At 61.6% G+C, this 22,417-nt stretch carries 20 protein-coding genes; 11 read left to right on the plus strand and 9 right to left on the minus strand.

The genetic code is table 11. From position 1 onward, the window contains the following. The first annotated feature begins 420 nt into the window (after positions 1-420). Complete coding sequence (locus tag LVD10_RS09035; protein ID WP_237063296.1) at positions 421-1,704, plus strand: acetyl-CoA C-acetyltransferase; 1,284 nt, start codon at positions 421-423, stop codon at positions 1,702-1,704. A gap of 19 nt (positions 1,705-1,723) precedes the next feature. Continuing rightward, complete coding sequence (locus LVD10_RS09040) at positions 1,724-3,082, plus strand: 3-oxoacyl-ACP reductase (protein ID WP_237063298.1); 1,359 nt, start codon at positions 1,724-1,726, stop codon at positions 3,080-3,082. 11 nt (positions 3,083-3,093) lie between these two features. Here the strand turns inward: LVD10_RS09040 and LVD10_RS09045 are convergent, their stop codons facing one another. The 3 genes from LVD10_RS09045 to LVD10_RS09055 all read right to left on the minus strand — a co-directional run bounded on the left by LVD10_RS09045 (position 3,094) and on the right by LVD10_RS09055 (position 7,812). Beyond that, positions 3,094-3,936 carry a metallophosphoesterase gene (locus tag LVD10_RS09045; RefSeq protein WP_237063300.1) on the minus strand — a complete coding sequence of 281 codons (843 nt, stop codon included), beginning with the start codon at positions 3,934-3,936 and terminating at the stop codon, positions 3,094-3,096. A gap of 140 nt (positions 3,937-4,076) precedes the next feature. Beyond that, positions 4,077-6,278 carry a S9 family peptidase gene (locus tag LVD10_RS09050; RefSeq protein WP_237063302.1) on the minus strand — a complete coding sequence of 734 codons (2,202 nt, stop codon included), beginning with the start codon at positions 6,276-6,278 and terminating at the stop codon, positions 4,077-4,079. 151 nt (positions 6,279-6,429) lie between these two features. Next, positions 6,430-7,812 carry an SLC13 family permease gene (locus LVD10_RS09055; RefSeq protein ID WP_237063304.1) on the minus strand — a complete coding sequence of 461 codons (1,383 nt, stop codon included), beginning with the start codon at positions 7,810-7,812 and terminating at the stop codon, positions 6,430-6,432. A gap of 217 nt (positions 7,813-8,029) precedes the next feature. Between LVD10_RS09055 and LVD10_RS09060 the strand changes: the two genes are divergently transcribed. From LVD10_RS09060 to rrtA, 5 genes are all read left to right on the plus strand, one after another. Beyond that, positions 8,030-8,653: an MliC family protein gene (locus LVD10_RS09060; protein ID WP_237063306.1), complete on the plus strand. Its 624-nt coding sequence runs from the start codon at positions 8,030-8,032 to the stop codon at positions 8,651-8,653. 184 nt (positions 8,654-8,837) lie between these two features. After that, the gene (locus LVD10_RS09065) at positions 8,838-10,184 is read left to right on the plus strand and encodes a Na+/H+ antiporter NhaC family protein (protein WP_237063309.1); all 1,347 of its coding nucleotides are present in this window, start codon (positions 8,838-8,840) and stop codon (positions 10,182-10,184) included. Between the two features lie 66 nt (positions 10,185-10,250). Further along, positions 10,251-10,901, plus strand: a complete 651-nt coding sequence (lepB, locus tag LVD10_RS09070) for a signal peptidase I (RefSeq protein WP_237063311.1) — start codon at positions 10,251-10,253, stop codon at positions 10,899-10,901. 69 nt (positions 10,902-10,970) lie between these two features. Next, the gene (locus LVD10_RS09075) at positions 10,971-11,549 is read left to right on the plus strand and encodes an SLATT domain-containing protein (RefSeq protein WP_237063313.1); all 579 of its coding nucleotides are present in this window, start codon (positions 10,971-10,973) and stop codon (positions 11,547-11,549) included. 22 nt (positions 11,550-11,571) lie between these two features. Next, positions 11,572-12,198, plus strand: coding sequence for a rhombosortase (gene rrtA, locus LVD10_RS09080; RefSeq protein WP_237063315.1), 627 nt, complete (start codon positions 11,572-11,574; stop codon positions 12,196-12,198). Between the two features lie 33 nt (positions 12,199-12,231). Here rrtA and LVD10_RS09085 read toward each other — a convergent pair whose 3' ends face one another. From LVD10_RS09085 to LVD10_RS09105, 5 genes are all read right to left on the minus strand, one after another. Further along, complete coding sequence (locus tag LVD10_RS09085) at positions 12,232-13,110, minus strand: aldo/keto reductase (protein WP_237063317.1); 879 nt, start codon at positions 13,108-13,110, stop codon at positions 12,232-12,234. Between the two features lie 161 nt (positions 13,111-13,271). Continuing rightward, positions 13,272-14,582 carry a glycosyltransferase family 4 protein gene (locus tag LVD10_RS09090; protein WP_237063319.1) on the minus strand — a complete coding sequence of 437 codons (1,311 nt, stop codon included), beginning with the start codon at positions 14,580-14,582 and terminating at the stop codon, positions 13,272-13,274. Next, on the minus strand, positions 14,582-15,319 hold the full coding sequence (locus tag LVD10_RS09095; protein ID WP_237063321.1) for a DUF8692 domain-containing protein: 738 nt from the start codon (positions 15,317-15,319) through the stop codon (positions 14,582-14,584). Before LVD10_RS09095 ends, LVD10_RS09090 begins: the two co-directional genes overlap by 1 nt. A gap of 185 nt (positions 15,320-15,504) precedes the next feature. Beyond that, positions 15,505-16,116 (minus strand): serine O-acetyltransferase, encoded by a 612-nt coding sequence (locus LVD10_RS09100; protein WP_237063323.1) that lies wholly within the window; start codon positions 16,114-16,116, stop codon positions 15,505-15,507. Between the two features lie 2 nt (positions 16,117-16,118). Continuing rightward, the gene (locus tag LVD10_RS09105) at positions 16,119-17,075 is read right to left on the minus strand and encodes a glycosyltransferase family 2 protein (protein ID WP_237063325.1); all 957 of its coding nucleotides are present in this window, start codon (positions 17,073-17,075) and stop codon (positions 16,119-16,121) included. Positions 17,076-17,487: 412 nt separating this feature from the next. Between LVD10_RS09105 and LVD10_RS09110 the strand changes: the two genes are divergently transcribed. The 4 genes from LVD10_RS09110 to LVD10_RS09125 are packed head-to-tail and all read left to right on the plus strand — an operon-like array spanning position 17,488 to position 21,872. Continuing rightward, positions 17,488-18,549, plus strand: coding sequence for an XdhC family protein (locus LVD10_RS09110; protein WP_237063327.1), 1,062 nt, complete (start codon positions 17,488-17,490; stop codon positions 18,547-18,549). 14 nt (positions 18,550-18,563) lie between these two features. After that, positions 18,564-19,136, plus strand: coding sequence for a nucleotidyltransferase family protein (locus tag LVD10_RS09115; protein WP_237063329.1), 573 nt, complete (start codon positions 18,564-18,566; stop codon positions 19,134-19,136). Then, the gene (locus LVD10_RS09120) at positions 19,133-19,612 is read left to right on the plus strand and encodes a (2Fe-2S)-binding protein (RefSeq protein WP_237063598.1); all 480 of its coding nucleotides are present in this window, start codon (positions 19,133-19,135) and stop codon (positions 19,610-19,612) included. The genes LVD10_RS09115 and LVD10_RS09120 overlap by 4 nt, the downstream gene beginning before the upstream one ends. Continuing rightward, positions 19,605-21,872, plus strand: coding sequence for a xanthine dehydrogenase family protein molybdopterin-binding subunit (locus LVD10_RS09125; protein WP_237063331.1), 2,268 nt, complete (start codon positions 19,605-19,607; stop codon positions 21,870-21,872). Before LVD10_RS09120 ends, LVD10_RS09125 begins: the two co-directional genes overlap by 8 nt. 129 nt (positions 21,873-22,001) lie before the next feature. On the opposite strand, the gene LVD10_RS09130 is transcribed toward LVD10_RS09125, so the two are convergent. After that, positions 22,002-22,325, minus strand: a complete 324-nt coding sequence (locus LVD10_RS09130) for a TfoX/Sxy family protein (protein WP_237063333.1) — start codon at positions 22,323-22,325, stop codon at positions 22,002-22,004. Between the last annotated feature and the right edge of the window lie 92 nt (positions 22,326-22,417).

Below are 22,417 nucleotides of genomic sequence, written 5' to 3' on the forward strand. Positions count from 1 at the left end.
ATTTTGAGGAAAGCTTTAGTGCACAAAGTTGCTCTAAATATTTTGTCTTGCACTGACGTTTCAGTGCACCAATGGCAGGCACTTGTTCAAATATTGCGAACCAATACGCTAATAAAGGAGGCCGGACACGACATTCTTACGGTACTGGATTGCCGGCAGTGGGCAGTCATTGCTTCCAGGGCATCTTCCATTCCGGCTACGGAACCGGACTGCCCGAATGGCCCCGTGACAACCCGCGGGCACTGGCATTATGCCGGCGGGGACCTTTCTGCCCTGGACCACTCAGCGGACCGGTGCAGGGAATATAACTGCTGTCTCACATTAACCTCCCCAATACGGGAGTTGTAACGTAACCTTACCGCCAGCTAGCCTTCTTTTCGGTAACCAACCACTTTCTGACAACCTATCCGGGAGAATCCCATGCTTATCGGCAGTCCCCGCCGGGTCGCCATCGTCGGCGCCAATCGTATCCCGTTTGCCCGCTCCCATACGGCTTATGACGGGCTCAGCAACCAGGTCATGCTGACAGATACTCTCCGTGGACTGGTCGACAAATACTCCCTCGCTGGCGAGAAGCTCGATGAAGTGGCTGGGGGCGCCGTACAGAAACATGCCAAGGACTGGAACCTGGTGCGGGAATCGGTGCTCGGTTGCGGGCTGGATCCCCACACGCCTGCATACGATATCCAGCAGGCCTGCGGCACCAGCCTGGAGGCCACGATCCTGGTGGCCAACAAGATTGCCCTGGGCCAGATCGACTGCGCCATTGCCTGTGGCACCGATACCACCTCCGATATCCCCATGGGCGCCCATCCCGGCATGCGCCGTACCCTGCTGAAGATCAATAATGCCCGCACCACCGTTGATCGCCTGAAGGCCGCCGCCGGGTTGCTCGACCCGCGCCAGCTGTTGCCGGAAGTCCCCACCGGTGCCGAGCCGCGCACCGGCATGAGCATGGGGCAGCATGCCCAGGTTACCGCCACCCAGTGGGGGATTACCCGTGAGGCACAGGACGAGCTGGCCCTGGCCAGCCACAAGAACCTGGCCCGGGCCTATGACGAGGGTTTCTTCGACGACCTGGTGATGCCCTACCACGGCCTCGAGCGGGACAACAACCTGCGCCCCGATTCGACCATGGAGAAAATGGCCAAGCTCAAGCCGGCCTTCGACCGGGACAATGGCACCATTACCGCCGGCAATGCCACGCCATTCACCGACGGTGCATCGGCGGTGCTACTGGCCAATGAGGAATGGGCAGCGGCACGTGGCCTGCCGGTACTGGCCTATATCACCGCCGGCCAGGCCGCCGCAGTGGATTACGTCAAGGGCGGTGAGGGACTGCTGATGGGCGGCGCCTATGCCATTCCCCATATGCTGCAGCAGCGTGGCCTGTCGCTGCAGGATTTTGATTTCTATGAAATTCACGAGGCTTTTGCCGCGGTGGTGCTCTGCACCCTGGCAGCGCTGGAATCGAGCGAGTTCTGCCGCGATAAACTGGGCCTGCCGGAGGCGCTGGGCAGCATCGACCGCAGCCGCCTCAACGTCAACGGCAGCTCCATTGCTACCGGCCATCCGTTCGCGGCTACTGGAGGACGCATTGTCGCCTCCCTGGCCAAAATGCTCGACCAGAAAGGTTCCGGCCGCGGCCTGATCTCTGTCTGTGCCGCCGGCGGCCAGGCGGTGACCGCCATCCTGGAAAAATAACATTCAAGAAAGCTATACCATGCCCGACCTGCTGAAACAGCTGCACAGCAACCCCCTGTCCGGTTGGCTGGTGCGATCGCTCGGCCTGCCCAATCCCGTCACGCTGGCACGCACGGACGGTCCCTATGCCGCCCGCCCGTTTGCCGGCAAAACCGCCATCCTGGTGACACTGGGCTACGGCCCGCTGGAACAGCCGCTGGCCGGGATCCTGGAGCGCGGGGGAGCGAATCGCTGTGCACCGGATGACCTGGCCGGGGACCAACGGATTGATATTCTCGTGGTGGATGCCTCCGGTATCGACTCGCCCACGGATTACTCATCCCTGCACGGACAGCTGCACCCCCTGGTCCGCCGGGTCGCCCGCAATGGTCGCGTCTTCCTGCTGGCCCCCCTGCCGGAGGAAACAGAAAGCCCGGTGGCCACCGGGGTGGCCCGGGGGCTGGAAGGCTTTAGCCGCTCCCTGGGCAAGGAGCTTGGCGCCAGGGGCATCACCGTGAACCTGGCCTATACCGGCCGGGATGCCGGCGACCGGCTCGACATGCCCCTGCGCTTTTTCTGCGGTCCCCAGACCGCCTATGTGTCCGGGCAGGCCATCACCATCCGGGGCTCAGTACAGGCACCGGAAACCCTGCCCGCCGAACAGGTGCTGGAAAACAAAGTGGCGCTGGTAACCGGCGCCGCTCGCGGCATCGGGCTGGCAACAGCGCAGCGCCTGCGCCAGGAGGGCGCCACCGTGGTATGCGTGGATATCCCGGGCGCATCTGCGGAGCTGGAGCAAGCCTGTAAAGAGATCGGGGCGACGCCGCTGGTTCTTGATATCACAGCGGAAAACGCACCGGGAGAACTGGCAGCATTTATCCAGCAGGAGTTTGGCGGCCTGGATATCCTGGTGCATAACGCCGGTATCACCCGTGACAAGACCCTGGGCAAGATGCCCGAGAAATACTGGCAACAGGTCATGGCCGTGAACCTGGAGGCTATCATTGCCGTCGACCGGGCACTGCATGAGGCGCAGCTGGTCCGTGACGGCGGCCGGCAGGTGTACCTGTCCTCCATGAGCGGGGTGGCGGGAAATTTCGGGCAGACCAACTATGCCACCACCAAGGCTGCGTTAATCGGCTACGTCGGCGCACTGGGGCGGGAACTGGCAGGGCGCGGTATCTGTGCCAATGCCGTGGCGCCCGGCTTTATCGAGACCGCCATGACCGACAGGATGCCCTTTTTCACCCGCGAGGCGGGCCGTCGCCTCAACTCCCTCAAGCAGGGGGGACAACCGCGGGACGTGGCGGAGCTGGTGTGCTTCCTGTCGTCACCGGGTGCCTACGGGATCACCGGGAATACCATTCGCGTATGCGGCCAGGGATTGATCGGCGCCTGAGCCGGCCGGCTTCAGGGTGCACTGATACACACAATACCCAGCGCCTGGCCCGGTTCCCCCCGGTAGGTATCCAGGAAGTGGCAGTCGCCGACCTGGATCGGCACCGGCACGAAACTGTGGCCCATATAGACGGCGTCGATTCCGGACACCCGGAATGGCGCCAGGCGGTCGCTTGAGCCCCCGGCAACCCATTCCGCACACTGCCCGGCCCCTGCATCACCCGCACGTTGCATCTCACGATCCTTGAACGCGGCGATTTCCCGCGCGGTGGTCTCGCTGGCGAGGAAATCTCCGTAGAACTGCTCCACCAGGGTCCGCTCCCAGAGTATCCCCCGCGCCACTCCCGCCAGCGGTTCCCGGGCCGGGGATTTTCCGGCCTGCCAGGCAGCGTCAATGGCGGCGAGGGACCGCGCCATTCTTCTCCAGTCTCCGTCGGGCAGGTTGGCGTGAACCAGGCCGATGCGCCCGTCCCCGGTGTCTATCTCGATCGCCCAGGGCCACTGCTGCACTTTTTCCACGCAACGCTGCTGCCGATCGCCGGGGAGACTGTAGAACCAGTCGCCACCATTCAGTTGGTGCAGGGCAGACTCGGCCGGGTCGGCAAAGCCGGCCAGCATCATCGCCTCGTGGTTGCCGGCAATGCTGATATAGGTGCGCTGGTCCACCATAGCCAGCAGCTGCTCGCTGTCCGGGCCACGGTCGACCAGGTCGCCGACGAAGAAGAGCCGGTCACAGTTGCCATCGAACCCGATGTTCTCGAGCTGAAGCTTCAGTTGCTGCAGGTGGCCGTGGAGGTCGCCGACAACAAAATCTCTTCCCCGCTGATTGCGGCCAACACGACGCAAAAGGTCCATGGGAATGGTAATCCGGGCTGGGCACAGGTAACGATTACCCGCTAATCCTAGTCGTCGCCGCCTGGACCGGGGATGCTCCCGGCGCCGGAAAGTGAACTCCGGCGCCGGGACAACAGGCAGGAATTGTTTGCCGCCGCAGCTTATTCGCCGCTGCCGGCCATCGGTGTCTTGCCGAGCAGGTCGAGGTAGAAGGCGTATTGCAGCGCCCTCTCCTCGTAGCGCCGGTAGCGGCCGGATGCACCGCCATGGCCGGCGTCCATGTTTACATGGAATACCAGCCGGTTGTCATCGGTCTTCAGGTCCCGGAGCCTGGCAACCCACTTCATGGGTTCAAAGTACTGCACCTGGGAATCGTGCAGGCCGGTGGTCACCAGCATATTGGGGTAGTCCTGGGCCCTGACCTGGTCGTACGGGGAGTAGGAAAGCATATACTCGTAGCTGTCCTTGTTGTTGGGGTTGCCCCACTCGTCATACTCGTTAACCGTCAGCGGGATTGACTCATCGAGCATGGTGGTGACCACATCCACAAATGGCACCTGGGCAGTGATCCCGCGGTAGAGTTCCGGCGCCATATTGACGACGGCTCCCATCAGTAATCCGCCGGCACTGCCGCCCGCGGCAAAGACTTTGTCAGGCGCGGCGTATTTTTTCTTCGTCAGCCCCTTTGTAACATCGATAAAGTCGGTAAAGGTGTTGATCTTGTTGAACATCTTGCCGTCTTCATACCAGGCCCGGCCCAGCTTCTGGCTGCCGCGGACATGGGCAATGGCAAAGACAAAACCCCGGTCCAGCAGCGAAATAACGTCGGCGCGAAACGCCGGGTCAATCGTATATCCGTAGGAACCGTAGCCGTATTGCAGGAGCGGGTTGGTACCGTCCTGGTTGAAGCGGTCCCTGCGATAGACGAGGGAAACCGGGATCTCCTCGCCATCACGGGCGGCGATGGTAATACCCTCGCTCTGGTAGCGCGCCGAATCGAAGTCACCGGGCACCTGGTCCTGCTTCATCAACTGCAGGTCGCCGGAGACCAGGTCGGCATCGTATATCGTATCCGGCGTGGTCAGGCTGGAGTAGGCAACACGCACCGAGCCGGCTTGTGGATCGGGGTTATTGCCGAGAGACAGCTGGTAGACAGGATCATTGAAACCCACTTCGAGATCATCATCGCTCTCGAGGCCGAGGATGCGCAGGGCTTTCTGGCCGTCCTGGCGTTCAATCACCGCCAGCCTGTCCGTGAAGGTGGTGAAGTCCGCGAGGAAAACATCATCGCGGTGGGGAATGACCTCCTGCCAGCGGGACTTGTCGCCCGCATCTGCCACGGGGGCCTTCATCAGGCGGAAGTTCTCTGCTTCCCAGTTGGTCTTGATATAGAACTCGTCACCGAGCTTCTTCGCATAGTACTCGTGCTTGTCTTCCAAGGGGTGCAGTGGTTGAAACTCTCCCTCCGGCTGGTCTGCATCCAGCACGGACACCCCCTTCACCAGCGTGGAGTAGTGGTGGATATAAATCAGCTCACCGTCGCGGGAGTTTGAAATCGCGGTATAAAACGACTTGTCTTTTTCTTCGTACACCAGCTGGTCTGCGCTTTGTGGCGTACCCAGTTTGTGGCGCATCACCTGATAGCCGAGCAGGGTCTGGGGGTCTTTGTTGATATAGAAAACGGTCTGGTTATCGTTGGCCCATGCCACCATGGCCTCTGCATTCTCCAGGCGATCGTCCAGCAGCTTGCCGGTCTCCAGGTCCTTGAAGCGGAGGGTATAAATACGCCGGCCGACACTGTCCTCGGCATAGGCCAGCAGGCGATTGTCCGGGGAAACCGCGGTCTCCCCCACATTGAAATACGACTTGCCGTCCGCCATGGCATTGACGTCCAGCATGATTTCTTCCGGCGCATCCAGGTCACCCTTGCGGCGGGCATGGACGGGGTATTCCTGGCCCGGCTGGTAGCGACTGTAGTACCAGTATCCGCGAACCTTGACCGGTACCGTGGACTTGTCCTGCTCGAGCCGCCCGGTCATTTCATCGTAGAGCACCTTCTGCAGCGCCTCGGTATGCGCCATCACGCTCTCGGTGTATTTGTTTTCCGCCTCCAGGTGGGCGATGACCTCGGGATCCTGCCGCGCGTCATCGCGCATCCAGTAATAATCGTCGACACGTTCATGGCCGTGGATCGACATCCTGTGGGGTTCTTTCCTGGCCACGGGAGGAACGGCTTCAGGGGACAGCGCGCTGGCCGAGGCCGGGGACTCCCCGGACTGGGAATTCCCGGACGGCGGTTTACCACACCCGGTTACAGTGGCCAGGCTGGCGAGGGTGATCAGGAGGGCGACTCTGGTTTTCATGGTGGCTCCGGATGCGTGATTATCGTTATACCGCTCATCTGGATATCCTATACCAGAATCTTTTGCAACAAACTGCGAGCGGCTTACGGGCCATTACAGTGCGGGCACCGCACAGGTCCCTCTATACACCGTCACCCGATAACAGCAGACACTATCGACCCGGCAATAACAGCCAGCTCATACCCGCGATAATCAGGGACGCCAGCACACTGAGTACCGCCCCTTCACGGACCATGTCCTGCATCCGCAGTACACCCGTACCATAAGCAATGGCATTGGGCGCTGTGGCCACCGGCAGCATAAACGCACAACTGGCGCACATGGCGGCGGGAATCATCAGTACCATCGGATCGAAACCGGCGGTCTCAGCCGCCACCGCCAGTATCGGCATCAACAGGGTGGCTGTCGCGGTGTTGCTGGTAATCTCGGTAAGGAAAGTCACCGACAGGCACAGCAGCACCAGCATCAGCCAGAGTGGCAGTGTCGTCAGGAATGACAGGCCATTGCCCATCATCTCGCTGAGACCAGAGGCCGTAAAACCCTTGGCGATGGCGATGCCGCCGGCAAAGAGCAGCAACATCCCCCACGGGATAGTCTCCGCAGTGGGCCAGTCCAGCAGGCGCCCGCCCTTGCCGTTGGGCACCATGAACATCACGACCACCGCGGCCAGCGCCACCGTGCTGTCACCGGCACCCTCCACACCGAGGAGCCCGCTCCAGCCACCAAAGGGTTCGCTGCGGGTCACCCAGGCCAGGATGGCCAGGCCAAATACCGCCAGCGTCCGCACCTCTTCCGGGCGCCACTCGCCCACCTGTGGCGGCTCGATGGGTTTATCCAGTCGCACGCTGCGGGTCAGCCACAGGGCCATCAGTGGCAGGGTGACCAGTACCACCGGCAGGCCGATGGACATCCATTCCAGGAAACTGAAGCCACTGCCGGTGACTTCCTCGTAGATACCCATAAAAATCACATTGGGCGGTGTCCCGATGGGGCTGCCCACTCCGCCCAGGCTGGCCGCGTAGGCGACCCCCAGCACCAGTGCCACGGTGAGCTTGCGGTTATCCGCCCGCGACAGGACCGCCAGGGCGATGGGCAGCATCATCAACGTGGTGGCGGTATTGGATATCCACATACTGAGCAGCCCCGCCGCCAGCATAAATCCCAGTACCAGCCGGCGTCCGCTGGACACCCCCACCAGTTGCAGCATATACAGGGCCAGGCGCTCGTGCGCACCGCTTTTTTCCAGCGCCTTGGACAGGATAAAGGCACCCATCAACAGCAGGATCACATGGCTGCCGAGGGAGGACGCCACCAGTTTGTGATCGGCCACCCCGAACAGCGGCAGGAGCACAAACGGGGCCAGGGAGGTGGCGGGAATCGGCAGCGCCTCGGTCACCCACCAGATAACCGTGAGCAGGGTGATGGCAGCGGTGACCGCAGGCAGGTAGGACATGCCCAGCAACTTGAGCACACCGTAGAAAATTACCGCCAGCACTGGCCCGAAGATAATAAAGTGCTGCCGCGTCAATGCCATCGCGAGCTCCCTCCCCTACCGGTTGCACCGGCCCGTTATGATTTTTGTTGTTTTCCAGTTTTTACCTACAGGCGCTACTGCCCGGATAGAAATCTCCTGGAGAAAGACAAGGGTACCGCAAATTCCGGCAAAAGTTGCCCGGCCACTGCCCATAGGTGGATAACAACAGGAACGCAGGGTCTATGCTTACAGCAAGTCCCTGCAACACGGAGTTTCCATGCACCGGCTATCCCCCGGCCAACTTGCAGCCCCCCTGTTCACTGCCATCCTGTTGTTGCAGGCAGCCTTCACTGCCAGCGCGGAAAACGGTCCCTCATTCGACTGCGAGGGTGTGCGCGAGGGCAGCACCGAGGCGATGGTCTGCGCGGATGAGGTACTGGCGTCGCTGGATCGCAAACTCGCCGAGGTCTACGCAGCGGCGCTCGCAAAAGCCTCCAACGAGCATCCCCCGGTGCTAAAGGCCGGCCAGCGCGGCTGGATCAAGGGGCGCAACGAGTGCTGGAAAGCCGACGACCAGCGGCAGTGTGTCGAGGACAGTTACCGCCGGCGAATCGCCGAGCTGCAGGCGCGCTACCGCCTGGCGCCCGGCAGGGGCCCGGTGACCTTTGCCTGTGACGGCAACCCCGCCGACGAAGTGGTGATCACCTATTTTGCGACCGAGCCGCCCACGCTGATCGCCGAGCGCGGCGACAGCGTCTCGCTGATGTACCGGCAACCCAGCGCCAGCGGAACCAATTACCGGGGCCGCAATGAGAGTTTCCGGGAGCATGGGGGCGAGGCCACCATTATCTGGGGCTTCGACGCCAAGCCGATGCAGTGCCGGCAATCAACCACAAGGTGAGCCACCGAATATAGCTCCCACCTCTTATAACCAGACTGCCATTGCCTGTGCGGAACCGTTATTGGTCAACTCCTGACCGGCCGCTATAATCCGCGATCCCTTAAGTTCGCCCTGCAGCCCCCGGGCCTCCTGCCGCTGGCGCCGGGGATGCCTGGCATTCCCGCTGTTCGTCAAAGTTGTATCCATGACCAAAGCATCCCCGCTCGCCCTCCTTCCCCTGGCCCTGTTCCTCGCGCTGTTTGTCGGCAGCGGCCTCTGGTTCCAGTCACAGGGAGTCGAGATGGCCTTTTACCAGGTATCCGCACCGGTCGCGATCCTGCCCGCCATTGCGCTTGCCATACTGCTGGCCAGGGGTCCCCTGCAGCAGCGTATCGAAACCTTTGTGCGCGGCGTGGGCGACCAGACGATTATCACCATGGTGCTGATCTACCTGCTGGCCGGCGGCTTCGCCAGCGTGGCCGGGGCTGTGGGTGGTGTGGAGGCCACGGTCAATTTTGGCCTGAGCGTAATTCCACCTGCACTGGTGTTGCCGGGCCTGTTCGTGATCACGGCGTTTGTGGCCACCGCCATGGGCACCTCCATGGGCACGGTCGCCGCCATTGCGCCGATTGCCGTGGGCGTGGCCGGGGCCACCGACCTGCCGCTGCTGCTGACCGTGGGCACTGTGGTGGGCGGGGCCATGTTCGGTGACAATCTCTCGATTATTTCCGACACCACCATCGCCGCCACCCGCACCCAGGGCGTGGCTATGCGGGACAAGTTCCGTATGAACCTCCGCATCGCCCTGCCCGCGGCCCTGGCCACCATGGTATGGCTCTATTTCCAGGGAGGCACCGCCACAGTGGAAGTACCCGGGGATTATGACCTGCTGCGGATCCTGCCCTACGTGGCGGTGCTGGCCATGGCAGTACTGGGGGTCAATGTGCTGCTGGTACTGTTTATCGGCATCCTGCTGGCGGGAATTATTGGCCTGGCACTGCAGCCCGGCTACAGCCTGGCGGTGCTGTCGCAGGACATTTACCGGGGCTACGGCAATATGCAGGAAATCCTGGTGCTGTCCCTGCTGATCGGGGGACTGGGGGCAATGATGAAATCCCAGGGTGGCCTGGAGTGGCTGGGCCGCACCATCGACCGGCTGAGCCGCCTGGGACATAACCGGGAGCCGTCCCCACGCGCAGGTGAAATAGGGATTGGTGCGGCGGTGGCGGCAACCAACATGTGCGTCGCCAACAATACCGTGGCGATCCTGCTGAACGGTGAATTGGCCCGGGGGATCAGCGACCGCTATGGCGTCGACCCCGGGCGCAGTGCCAGCCTGCTGGATATATTCTCCTGCGTCGTACAGGGCCTGTTGCCCTGGGGTGCGCAGTTGCTGCTGGCTTCCTCCCTGGCCGCAGTGTCGCCGTTGGCCCTGGTGGGACAGGTGCAGTACTGCTGGCTGCTCGTGATTGCGGCGCTCGCCAGCGTGGTGCTGGCGAACCGACGGGCTGCAATGGCCACGTATACCCCGGCGGCCACCGAGTCCCCCTGACGCCAGCGGGGGAACTCCCTGGCCCCGGCCGACTCCAAGGCCGGACAGTGGAAAAGGGATTGTGCAATGAACCAGGGATCGGGATTCAGGCTGAAGGATCACCGCGGAATACTCCTCTTTGTGGCGCTGATGCTTATCTTTCGCAGCGCCCTCGCCGACTGGAACCACGTACCGACCGGGTCGATGCGGCCGACCATCCAGGTGGGCGATTACATCCTGGTGGACAAGCTGGCCTACGACCTGCGCGTACCCTTTACCCATCGCTCCCTGGTCCGCCTCGGCGAGCCAGCGCGGGGCGATATTGTTGTCTTCGATTCCGGTGTGACCGGCAACCGGCTGGTCAAGCGGGTAATCGGCACACCGGGGGATACCGTGGCGCTGCGGGGTAACCAACTGGTTCTCAACGGGGTGCCCGTCCAGTACCAGCTGCACACAGATAGCCCTGCCTCCCGTGAACTGCTGGAGATGCTGCCGGGCCAACCCCATCCGGTGCGCCTGGAGCGGGAAGCCAACAGGCTGTCCAGCTTTGCGCCGGTCAGCATACCCGCCGACTATTTCCTGGTCCTCGGCGACAATCGTGACAACAGTGCCGATTCCCGCGTGATAGGGCTTGTCCCCCGCCGGGAAATTGTCGGCAGGGCACACCGGGTCCTGCTCTCCCTCGACTACGACAATTACTTCCTGCCCAGGCAGGGGCGCCTGCTCAGGCCCATCTGACGGGGGATCACTCCAAATTCCACGCAAAAGCTGTACACTGCCGGCGAACAAGTAGAATAAGTCCCCGGCATGGCCACGATCCCCAATACCGTCGAAGTCCTGGAAAAACTCCGCTGGAACGCTCACCTGTGCAAGCACAGCCACTTCCGCGCCTCCATGCGTGGGCGCAACCTGCATGTGCTGTGCGGGGTGCCCATCGTGGTGATCAACCTGTTCCTGGGCTCCCTGTTTTTCTCCCTTATCAATGCCGAATTGCCCGACTGGACCAAGTGGGCGGGTGCCGGCCTGGCGCTGGTCACTGCACTACTGGGTGGCGTACAGACCTTTTTCAATTTCAAGAAGAACTACGAGGGGCACCGGGAGATAGGCAACGAGTACCTGGCCGTAGGGCGGGAGTGTGAGCGGCTGATCGCACTCTATTTTGACCGGATCCTGGACCTGGAACACCTGTCGGCCAAGATTGCGGAACTGAACGCGCTCTACTCCGATATCAACCAGCGCGCCGAGGAGTTTATCGTTTCCAATACCGACTACCGGGAGGCGTTACGCATCCAGAACAAGAAGGCGGAGCGCGAACCCTCCCTGGTGGAGCAGGCCCGCCGCGGTCACCTGGAGGCACAGCGGGAACCCGAGGCCAGCGTAGCCTGAAAACAGCAACCGGGGATAAACCATGCATCACCTGCTGGAAAAACTCAGCCTCTGGGCCGGGCCGGCGGTCCTCATTGGCCTCGCCTGCCTGGTGCAATCCTCTCCCCAGGACCTGGATGCATTGCTGCGCTACGACCGGGCCCTGGTCCTCTCGGGCGAGTACTGGCGAATTGCCAGCGGGCACTTCACCCATACCGACCTGAACCACCTGTTGCTCAATGTAGCGACACTGCTGCTGTACTGGGTCCTGTTCCCAAACCGCCATCCCCTGACCCGCCTGCTGATCGAGGTTTCCGTGCTGGCAACACTGTGTGGACTGGCGCTGGTGCTGTTTGAGCCACATGTCAGCTGGTATATGGGGCTTTCCGGGCTTGTTCATGCCCTGCTGGCACTCAGCGCTACCCAGGAAATCCTGCAGCGCGAGACACGTTGGCGGGGCACGCTGCTGCTCTCCATCCTGGCGCTGAAGGTTTACTCGGAGTACTACGGCACTGAGGGTTCCCTGGTATCCCGGTGGATCGACGCCCCGGTTGTGCACGAGGCGCATTTCTGGGGGCTGGCCTGCGGGATTGTGGCCGCCCTCTGTATCCGCGTCGGTGCCCTGCTGGGGGAACCCCTGGCGCGAGGGACCGGAGCGCTGCGTCGCTAGAGCTGGCAGCTGCCGGGCAAGTCACGCCGTACCCTACTCCGGCACCTGCACCTGCCGGTTGGATTCATGCGCGGTGTCCGGATCTCCGCCAAAGCGGAGGTCACGATTGAGGTTATCGATCGTCGCCAACTCCTCATCGCTCAATTCAAATCCCCACAGCTCCAGGTTGCCGGTCATGTGCTCGATGCTCTCGGCCTTGGGAATCACAATCCGGCCCTGCTGGACATCCCATTTGAGGATAATCTGCCCGGCATTGACCCCGTGCTTTTCCGCCAGTTCCTGGATCACCGGGTCACTGACCGGCTTCTCCCGGGTCTTCACATCACTCCAGCCCCCGGTTCCCAGGGGGGACCAGCAGGACACCGCCATCTGGTGGAACTGGCAGTATTCCACCAGTGCTTTCTGGGTGAAGTAGGGATGCAGTTCCAGCTGGTTGTAAGTGGGCTTGATGCGGGCGAAGGTGGCGAGCTGCTCTATGTCTGACTTGCGGAAATTAGACAGGCCCAGGGCACGGATTTTCTTTTCATCGTAAAGCGACTCCATCGCCTCCCAGGTCTCGCGCGTGTAGGCTGGCACGGGCCAGTGCACCAGGTAGAGGTCCAGATATTCCAGTTCCAGGCGCTCGAGACTCCGCTCGAATGCCGCCTGCGTATCGCTGCCCTGCTCTGTATCCCACACCTTGCTGACGATAAACAGCTCGTCGCGCGGAATTCCGGACTGCAGGATGGCGCGTCCCAGGGCGCGCTCGTTGCCGTACACAGAAGCCGTGTCAAAGTGACGGTAACCCACTGCCAGGGCCTTGAGGAGAGTATCTGTGACACGGCTGTCATCCTGTTGCCAGGCCCCGATAGCAGCGGTGCCAAAGCCGATCTGGGGAATTTCGACGCCATTATGGAGTGTGATTGTGCGCATGGGGGTACCTTTCAGGCCGGACGGGTAAGCCGTCACCACTGCGCTCCGGAGCACCGGGCGACAGGCGATTCTCATGATGATTTGGCCTGAGTCTAGCCCATCTGGTGCATGGCGCAGTGACGCCCTGGCGGCTAGGTCCAGCCGCCGCCGGCAGACCTGGACTAGCTCCGTTTCCCGCCATCGACTGTGGCTGCCCGGCACGGCCCATCAGGTTGTTGTACCGCAACCACCTCGCGCCCCAGTGCGCGATAGATCCGCTCCAGTTCGTCGATGCGCGCCTGCCAATCCATTCCAGCGGTTGCCGCGCTGCGCCCGGCCAGGCCCATTGCCTCTCGCATGCAGGGATCTTCAGCCAGCTTGCAAACCGCAGCTACCAGGCCCTCGATGAATCCCTCAACGCTGCTGACCGGTACCCGGATCCCGGCATCCTGCGGCAGGTAATCCGCCGGCCCACCCCAGTCCGCAGCAATTACCGGCAGCCCCGCCGCCATCGCCTCCATGACCACCGCCCCGCCAGCCTCGCGCAGGCTCGGCAAAACAAAAACATCGGCGCGCCGATAACAGTCGGCCAGCCCGGATGCGTCCACCCAGCCGGAAAAAACCACCTTTGACTGCAATCCCAGTGCTTCGCCCAGGCTCTCCAGGGCGGTGCGCTCTGCGCCATCGCCGACAACTTCCAGCACTACCGGCAATCCGGCCGGGAGCCGGGCCACTGCCCGCAACAGCAGGTCCACGCCCTTGAAGGAGACCAGCCTCCCGCAAAACAGCAGGTGCAACCTGCCGGGCTGACGACCTCCCACTCTCGGTGCGTACTCGCGCGTATCCACCGCATTGGCAACGAGCTCGCAGACCTCGCCCCGCAGGCCAGGCGGCAGCGCCGCCCGGGTACGCGCATTGGAAACCAGAACCATCCGGGCGTCGGGAAGACCGCGGCAAAATGCCGCCATGGGACGTGCCAGAGCGCGTACGCCGCTCACCAGCAGCCGGGACAGGAGGGGCTCCCGATAACGAAACGCCGGCGGATAATCCATCGCCCCGTTCAGGGGGCCGATAATCACCGGCACACCAAATCCGTGCACCAGTGATGGTGCCCGGGGCGAGATCGGGATTGGCTGGTGAATCAACGCCAGGCCATAACTACGGACAAGGCGATGAATCAGGGGGCGTGCCCGCCATTGCATAATCAGCCACAGCAACATGCCGGTGGTCATCGTATGGATACGCTCCGGCAACCGGCAGCCCAGTTTCGCCACCCAACGCTCCAGGCGGATTTCGGGCACATAGTGGATGTAGCCCGTGAGTGCTGGATACGCAATATCCAGCCAGCACCGGTTCCGGGCATGCACCAGCAGGTGGGCATGGATGTGACGGCGATGGAGTTCCAGGAAATAGCGCAATGGCCGCGCCGCCTCCCCCCCGAAAGACAGTGAGGCATTCGGCGCGAATAGCAGCACCGGGTCATTGGCGGGCATCACATGCCCTCTTTGACCGCTCTGCCGGGAACGGCATCAATCACTAACTGGAAGGAAGTTCGCACCAGGTATAACAGCCAGGACGCAATACCAAGGAACTTGCTGCCGTCTTCGAAAATATGGTGAAGCGGCAGGATATCCTCCGGCAACTTGTCGACGGCCAGCGACAACGTGAAAAAGCCACCGGCGCAGAAAAAAATAAGGAAGTCTGTGTTCAGCATCGTCCGCCAGAAGCGCACCAGGTAGACCACCATACAGAACCCGTACAGCAGGATCACATAGCGTTCCCGAAGACCAAAATAATACGGGAACACAACTTCATGCAGGAGAAACAGGTCATCAAGAAGAAGCAGTATGATGAAGGCACCGGACCAGAAAAGAAATGATTGTTGCTTCCTGTCACGGCCAAGTCGACCCACAAGCGCTGCGCAAAACAGGGAAATTGCGGCGGCGGCACACCATAGCAGAATGCCAAGATTCGACAGGATGCCGGTATAAAAAGGGGCCCGGATCACAGCAACAGGATCGCGGGTAAGGTTTTGCACAGGGACGCCCAGCCCCTGTGATATGACCACCAGGGCCAGCAATCCGAGGAAAACTACCAGGTAGAGCAGTACCAGGCCCTTGCCTAGCCTGCGAAACTGAATCAGCAGTCGGGTGACCAGCTGGCCTGCCAGCTGCAAAACAATCCGCACTGGCGATACGCCAGGGCACGGCGGTGCCTGCTCCATTTCCATATGGGATCGACCGTCATCCAATTGCCACAGAAGTTTCCTGCATTAGACACGCATCACACCGCGAATGGCAACTAGTTTTAATAAATCGCTTAGCGTCGAAAAGAATGGCAGCAAGCGTACCAATTTGAAGGTTCTAAAATGAAAAGTTATCCAGAGTGTACCACCCGGGGCAGCAGTTACCGGACTTAATTATCGACAACCTCCACCTCCCGGGTATCGGCTTTCCGGGTGACATTGATACTGGCTCTCGGTGCCCGCACGCGCGCGCCTGCGGGGACGTCAACACTGACCACTGCATTGGCCCCGATCGAGACATCATTCCCAATCGTAATATCACCCACAATCACCGCACCGGCACCCACATTGACCCGGGAGCCGATTGTTGGTTTGGCGTTGCGGTCGCTTGCACTGGCAATTCCAAGAGTCGTGTTCTGCCGGAAAACCACGTCGTCGCCGATAGAGCGCGCGCCAAGAACAATGCCACCAAAATGTTCAATCTTCACCCTGCGCCCCAGACCGACGGTGTAGTCCAGTTTGATCCCACACAACCACTGGCAGAGTATCCGCCAGATACGGTAAGCGACTGTCAGTGGCGCACGCAGCAAGCGGGAACGTACCCCCATACGCCAGTTACCAAAGCGGTGGCAAAATACTGCCCAGAACCCCTGGCTCAACCAGTCGCGGTCATGGGTGACAAAATCTTCCCTGACCAGCGCCCAGAAACCGATGCCGGGGGGATTGCAGTTTCGATCACCTTTCGGCAGCGGTGCGGCAGCGGTCGATCGTCCCTTCTCCATACTCAGTTCCCCAACATGGCTTTTTTAAGGAAGCGCCCCATGGAATGGCCATCAACCCGGCGGCGCCGCGGAATAAAGATGGCCAGCAGGTTATTGGTCATGCGCCCAAGCAGCCAGGCGAAACCGGCGGAAAAGGCATAGAGCCGTGAATGATTCTTGTAAAAGTAGCGATTCCAGGATTCATACCAGTAGTCCGGCATGGGCCGGGCCGCCGATTGGCTGCCGACAATATTTGTCGCCGCACCGGCAAGGTGCACAATCCTGGATGCCGGCAGCGAGTAAATCGCTACGCCCTGTCGGCGTGCACGACGCATATAATCCACCTCCTCAAAATAGAGAAAGTAACCACTATCCAGGTGACCAAGGCGGCTCAGCACCTGCTCACTGAGAAAAAAACCGGCCCCGGTAACCCAATCGGCCTCGATCGGTTCCTCCGGAACGCCCATACTGACCCGGCGATGGGGAAAAAATCGGTCGATTAGTGACAGGGAAACTGCGCGTTGCATCTCCGAGACCAGTGAGGGGAAACGGAATGCAGAAGGCCTGGGCACCAGGTTTTCATCCAGCAGCGTGGACCCGAGAATACAGAGATCCCCCCGGGCGCGGGAAAAAGCCACCAATGCATCAATGGCGCCCTCCACTGGGTAGGCGTCCGGGTTGAGGAAGTAGTAGTAATCGGGATTCAGGCCACTGCGTGAAACCGCTTCGAGGGCCAGGTTATTACCATAGGAGAAGCCGCCGTTATGGCTACTGTCGATCAGGTTGATGGAGGCGGCATGCGAGCTGCTTGCCCGGGCCCGTGACAACAGCCCCCGGGAATCATCCGTGGATGCGTTATCGACGATAAACAGGCTTAACTCTATGCCGGTGTCGTCCACCGAGGAGAAAACCCTCTCGATATTCTCTGACACCAGGTGTCCGGTATTGTAATTTACAATAATAACCGCAACGTCAGTCATGCTCTTCCCTAAGTGATTAACCTGTTGCCGGGCGGCGCTTGCAATCGCATACCCGTACGCAGTCGTTGCCCCATAGCATCCTGTCCCGGAGCACGGTAGACCAGGGCTCGATCATAGCGCTCATGCATGACGCCGTAAAACTACATCAAATTACATTGGCAGCAATTCGGGGTCTCCCCCCCCCCGACAACTCATGGTATCGGCCCGGGGCTTGCTGTTATTCGAGCCACAAGAAGATGCAATGCGCGCCAAATGCTCAACAGCTGCCGTCAGGGACCGGCGGGCTTTCACATCCCTTCCCGGTGATGGGGCCAGCGACGGTCCAGGTGCGACAGGAAGCGGTGCAGCAATAAAGTGAATCAGTTAGTATCGACAGCAGGTGTCGAACCCAGAACCATAAACAGGCGGTCCTATGGCAAACCAGCTGACAGCCCTGCTCGATCTCTGGTACGGGCAACGCAGAGAGCGCACCTGGGTGTTGGGCAGTATCTACCGCACTGCCGGCCCCTGCTATCGCAAGGCCGGGGCAATGATGCTGTTCGATGACCTGGGCCGGCATTATGGCCTGCTCAGTGGCGGCTGCCTGGAAGCGGACATCCAGCGCCATGCCCGACAGGTCGCCCACTCCGGTGCGGCCAAAACGCTGTGCTATGACGGCAGCGACGAGGACGACTTCGCGTTTCAGCTCGGTATCGGCTGCGGCGGCACTGTGCATATATTGCTGCAGCCGGTGCAGGCCGACAACGATTACCTGCAACTGGGCCGGCTGCGCGAGCAGCTGCAGCAGCGCCAACCGTGTTACTACCTACAGAAAATACCGGTCAACGGTGAAGTAGCAGCAGGTGTCGAGCCGGCCGGGAACAGTGGGCCGACGGGGCGCGCCACATTGGTGCAGCGCGAGGATGGCGACTGGCTGCGGACTCCCGTTACACCGCCTGCCCATATCCTTGTTGTTGGTGCGGGCGTGGATGCACGGCCCATGGCCCAACTGTTCCGTACCCAGGGCTGGCAGGTAAGCCTGTGCGACCCGCGCCCGGCCAACGCGCGGCCCGCCTATTTCCCCGGCTGTCACTGTTATTCCTGCCCTCCCGATGAACTCAGCCAGCACCTCGACCTGCCCCACATTGATGCCGCCGTGATCATGAGCCACAACCTGGAGCTGGACGCGGCGGCAGTGCGCCTGCTGCAGGGACAGCACCTGCGCTACCTGGGCCTGCTCGGGCCTACCAGCCGGCGGGACCGGGTGCTGGCACTGGCCGGCACGTCGCTCACAGAATTGAACCGAAACCTGGACACCCCCCTGCGGGCGCCCATTGGCCTGGATCTCGGTGGGGAATTGCCGGAGAGCATCGCGCTGTCCACCTGTGCAGAGCTGCATGCGGTGCTGCACGGCGGAAGCGGAAAATTTATTACCGACCTCGACGAGTCCGCCGCATGCGATGAGCCGGCGGGGCCGCGACGCGTCCCGGCCTGATGCGGGGAAGGACAATGGAGCAAGTCCAGCCAATCATCCTGGCTGCCGGTGCTGCCAATCGCTTCGGCGCCTGCAAACTGTTACTGCAATACCAGGGGAAAACACTGCTGCAACGCTGTGTCGACACAGTGACATCAATGCAGTTGCCGGACCCCATTATTGTCAGCGGTGCCTGGCACCGGCAGCTTGAAGAAACGCACCCGGAGCTGGACCTGCGTGAACACCATGGCTGGCGCGGCGGTATGGGCAGCTCGCTGGCATTCGGCATCCGCCAGTTGCCGGAGCAATATGATGCAGCCCTGGTGTTACTGGCGGACCAGGTGGCAATCTGCACAGCGGATATTGCATCCCTGCTGGCGGAATGGAAGAAGCATCGCGGAATAGTGTGTAGCTATTACACCGAACGGCGCGGTGTACCCGCCATTTTCCCAAGACAGCTCTTCCCCCGCCTGGAGGGGCTGGACAATGATCGCGGGGCCCGCGGGATACTGCGGGACCAACATGCCGATGTCATCAGTGTGCCGGTTGCCAACGCCGCTATCGATATCGACACCCCCGAAGACTGGCGAGCCTACGGAGAAAAATAATGCAGCTGACCATCAATGGCGAAAAACACGAAATAGACGTGGACGAGGATATGCCTCTCCTGTGGTTATTGCGGGACGAACTGCAGATGACCGGCACCAAGTTCGGCTGTGGCCAGGGACTCTGTGGCGCCTGCACCATTCACCTGGACGGACGCCCGGTGCGCGCCTGCCTCACCCCCGTAAACGCGGCCAGCGGCAAGGCTATCACCACCATCGAGGGTTTGTCGGCAAACGGCGACCACCCGCTGCAACAGGCATGGATCGAGCACAATGTGCCCCAGTGCGGTTACTGCCAGAGCGGCCAGCTGATGAGTGCCGCCGCACTGTTGCGGGACAACCCGAACCCGGCGGACAGTGATATCGACCGGGCCATGACCGGCAACCTGTGCCGCTGTGGCACCTATCCCAGGATCAAGGCGGCGATCAAGTCTGCCGGCAATTTCGTCAACGCAGTAGGGGAGAAGGAAAATGCCTGACAACAACAGCCCCGTGGAAAATGTCAGCCGCCGCCATTTCCTGAAACTGACCGGACTCGCCGCCGGCGGGCTGGTACTGGGCACTGCCCTGCCCGGTTGGCAGCCCAGCTGGGCAACACCGGCCGGGGACGCCAGCAAGCTCAACCTGTTTATCAGTATCGCGCCTGACGACACCGTTTCAATCATCTGCCACCGCTCGGAGATGGGCCAGGGCATCCGCACCGGCCTGCCCCAGGTAGCCGCTGACGAGCTGGAAGCCGACTGGCAGAAAGTGGAGGTGGTACAGGGCCTCGGCGACAAGCGCTACGGCAGCCAGAACACCGACGGCTCACGCAGTATCCGCCGCTTCTACGACACCATGCGCCGCATGGGTGCCAGTGCGCGCACCATGCTGGAGAGAGCTGCGGCCGAGCAATGGCAGGTGCCCGCCGGCGAATGCGCGGCAAAAAACCATCGTGTGGTGCATACACCGTCCGGGCGCAGCCTGCCATTCGGCGAGCTGGCTACGGCGGCAGCCGGGCAGCCGGTACCGGATGAGGAGGAACTGCGGCTGAAAGGCAGCGAGGATTTCCGCTATATCGGCAAGCCGGTCAATACTGTCGATACGCCGGCCATGGTGGTGGGCGCGGCCGATTTCGGCCAGGATGTCAGCATCGACGGCATGCTGATTGCCAGCATCGAACGGGCCCCCGTGCTGGGCAGCACCATCGAGAAACTCGATGACCGCGCGGCGCGCAAAATAAAGGGGGTGGTAGCCATAGAGCGACTCGACGGCGGCACGGAACCGCCATTGTTTCACGCCCTGAGCGGGGTGGCGGTGCTTGCCACCAACACCTGGACTGCCCTCAAGGCGCGCAAGGCACTGCAGGTTACCTGGAGCCGGACCGGCCATCACGAACACAACAGCGATGCCTACCTGGAAACACTGCAGCAACGTGTTCGCGAGCCAGGCAAGAAGATCACCGACCACGGCAACGTGGAGGGTGCGCTGGCGTCAGCCAGGAGAACCCATGAGGCGGTCTATACGGTACCCTACCTGGCCCACGCCACCATGGAACCGCCCAGTGCCACCGCCGTGACCACCGATAAAGGCTGCGAGATCTGGGCCTGCGTGCAGGACCCCCAGTCGGTACAGCAGCATGTCGGCAATGCGCTGGGACTGGAGCCGGAACAGGTCACGGTCAATGTCACCCTGCTGGGCGGCGGTTTTGGCCGCAAGTCAAAACCCGACTTCGTGATCGAGGCGGCCCTGTTGTCGCGCAAGATGCAGAAGCCGGTCAAGGTTGTATGGAGCCGTGAGGATGATATCCGCCATGACTATTACCATGCCGCCAGCGCCGAATATTATCGCGCCGGGCTGGACAGCGACGGCCGGGTAACCGGCTGGCTGCAACGGGCCGCATTCCCCTCCATCGGCGGCACTTTTTCACCAGGTGTGGACCACCCGGCCGGGTTCGAACTGGACCTGGGTTTTGCCGACCTGCCCTTTGCCGTAGACAACCGCCGCTCGGAAACCCAACAGGCGGAATACCATGCCCGTATCGGCTGGCTGCGCTCGGTTAGCAATATCCAGAACGCTTTTGGTCGCTGCAGTTTTGCCGATGAGCTCGCCCACGCCGCCGGTGTCCCCGCAGACCGTTTCCTGCTCGAGCTGATTGGGCCGGATCGCACCATTGACCCCAGCCAGGGGGATTACAAATTCGGCAATTATGGTGAGCCGCTGGAGAAATTCCCGTACGACACGGCGCGCCTGAAAAACATCCTGCGCCGCACTGCGGCACGGGCGGACCTGTCATTGCGCGGCGACCACAAGTCCGGCAATGGTGAGGGCTGGGGCATCGCGGTGCACCGCAGCTTCCTCTCCTACGTGGGCATTGCCACCAAAGTGCGCGTGCAGGACAACCGGCTGGAAATACTGGAGATGCACGCAGTGGCCGATGTGGGGCTCGCGGTCAACCCGGACCGGGTGAAGTCGCAGATGGAAGGCTCGATGATTTTCGGCATGAGCCTGGCCTTACTGGGGGAAATCCGCATGGAAGACGGTGCGGTAGCCAACAGTAATTTCCATGACTACCAGCTGCTGCGGATGCACCAGTGCCCACCGCTGGAAGTGGAACTGGTGGCTTCAGATGAAGCGCCGGCGGGCGTCGGCGAACCCGGCGTGCCGCCGGTGGCACCCAGTATTGCCAACGCGGTTTTTGCGGCCAGCGGACGAAGGTACCGCGAGCTACCACTAAACAAGCACCTGCAGCTGGGCTGATGCCGGTGATGGCCGGCGCTGCCCGGGGGCTTTATCAAAGCTTTCAAGCAGGACCGGCCGACACGACCGTAATACAGTTCGGCGGAGCCGCCGGGAAGCCTTGTTTCGCGGCGAAAATAATCGAGGGGGTTATTTCGGCGGCAGGGATCCGGCAAACTCGGCACCACGGCAAACCCAGTCGTCCAGGTCCGCAAGGATCGCGTCCTCCTCGACATACACCATGCCCTTGAGTGGCCGGCCGGTGTAATCCATCGGGCGGGTATAGCGCTCGCCCAGGGCCTCCTGGTAATTATCGGGGCCCACGCGCACCATCAGCTCCTCGCCAACCACACCGCAGGCCATATTGCCGTTCAGCATAAATGCCAGGCCACCAAACATCTGCTTCTCGGTAAGCCCGTCGTTTTCCTGTAAAAGCTCACGCACCTTTTCTGCAAGCTCTTCGTTGTAAGCCATAGCAACCTCCTCGGAGTTTCTTGCCGCAAGCGGAATCAACGATTTAGTAGGTGGTGGGACACCGGCGGTCCCGCGCCACACCACACGAATGC

It is taken from the genome of Microbulbifer zhoushanensis (assembly GCF_021729055.1).
Lineage (GTDB): Bacteria > Pseudomonadota > Gammaproteobacteria > Pseudomonadales > Cellvibrionaceae > Microbulbifer > Microbulbifer zhoushanensis.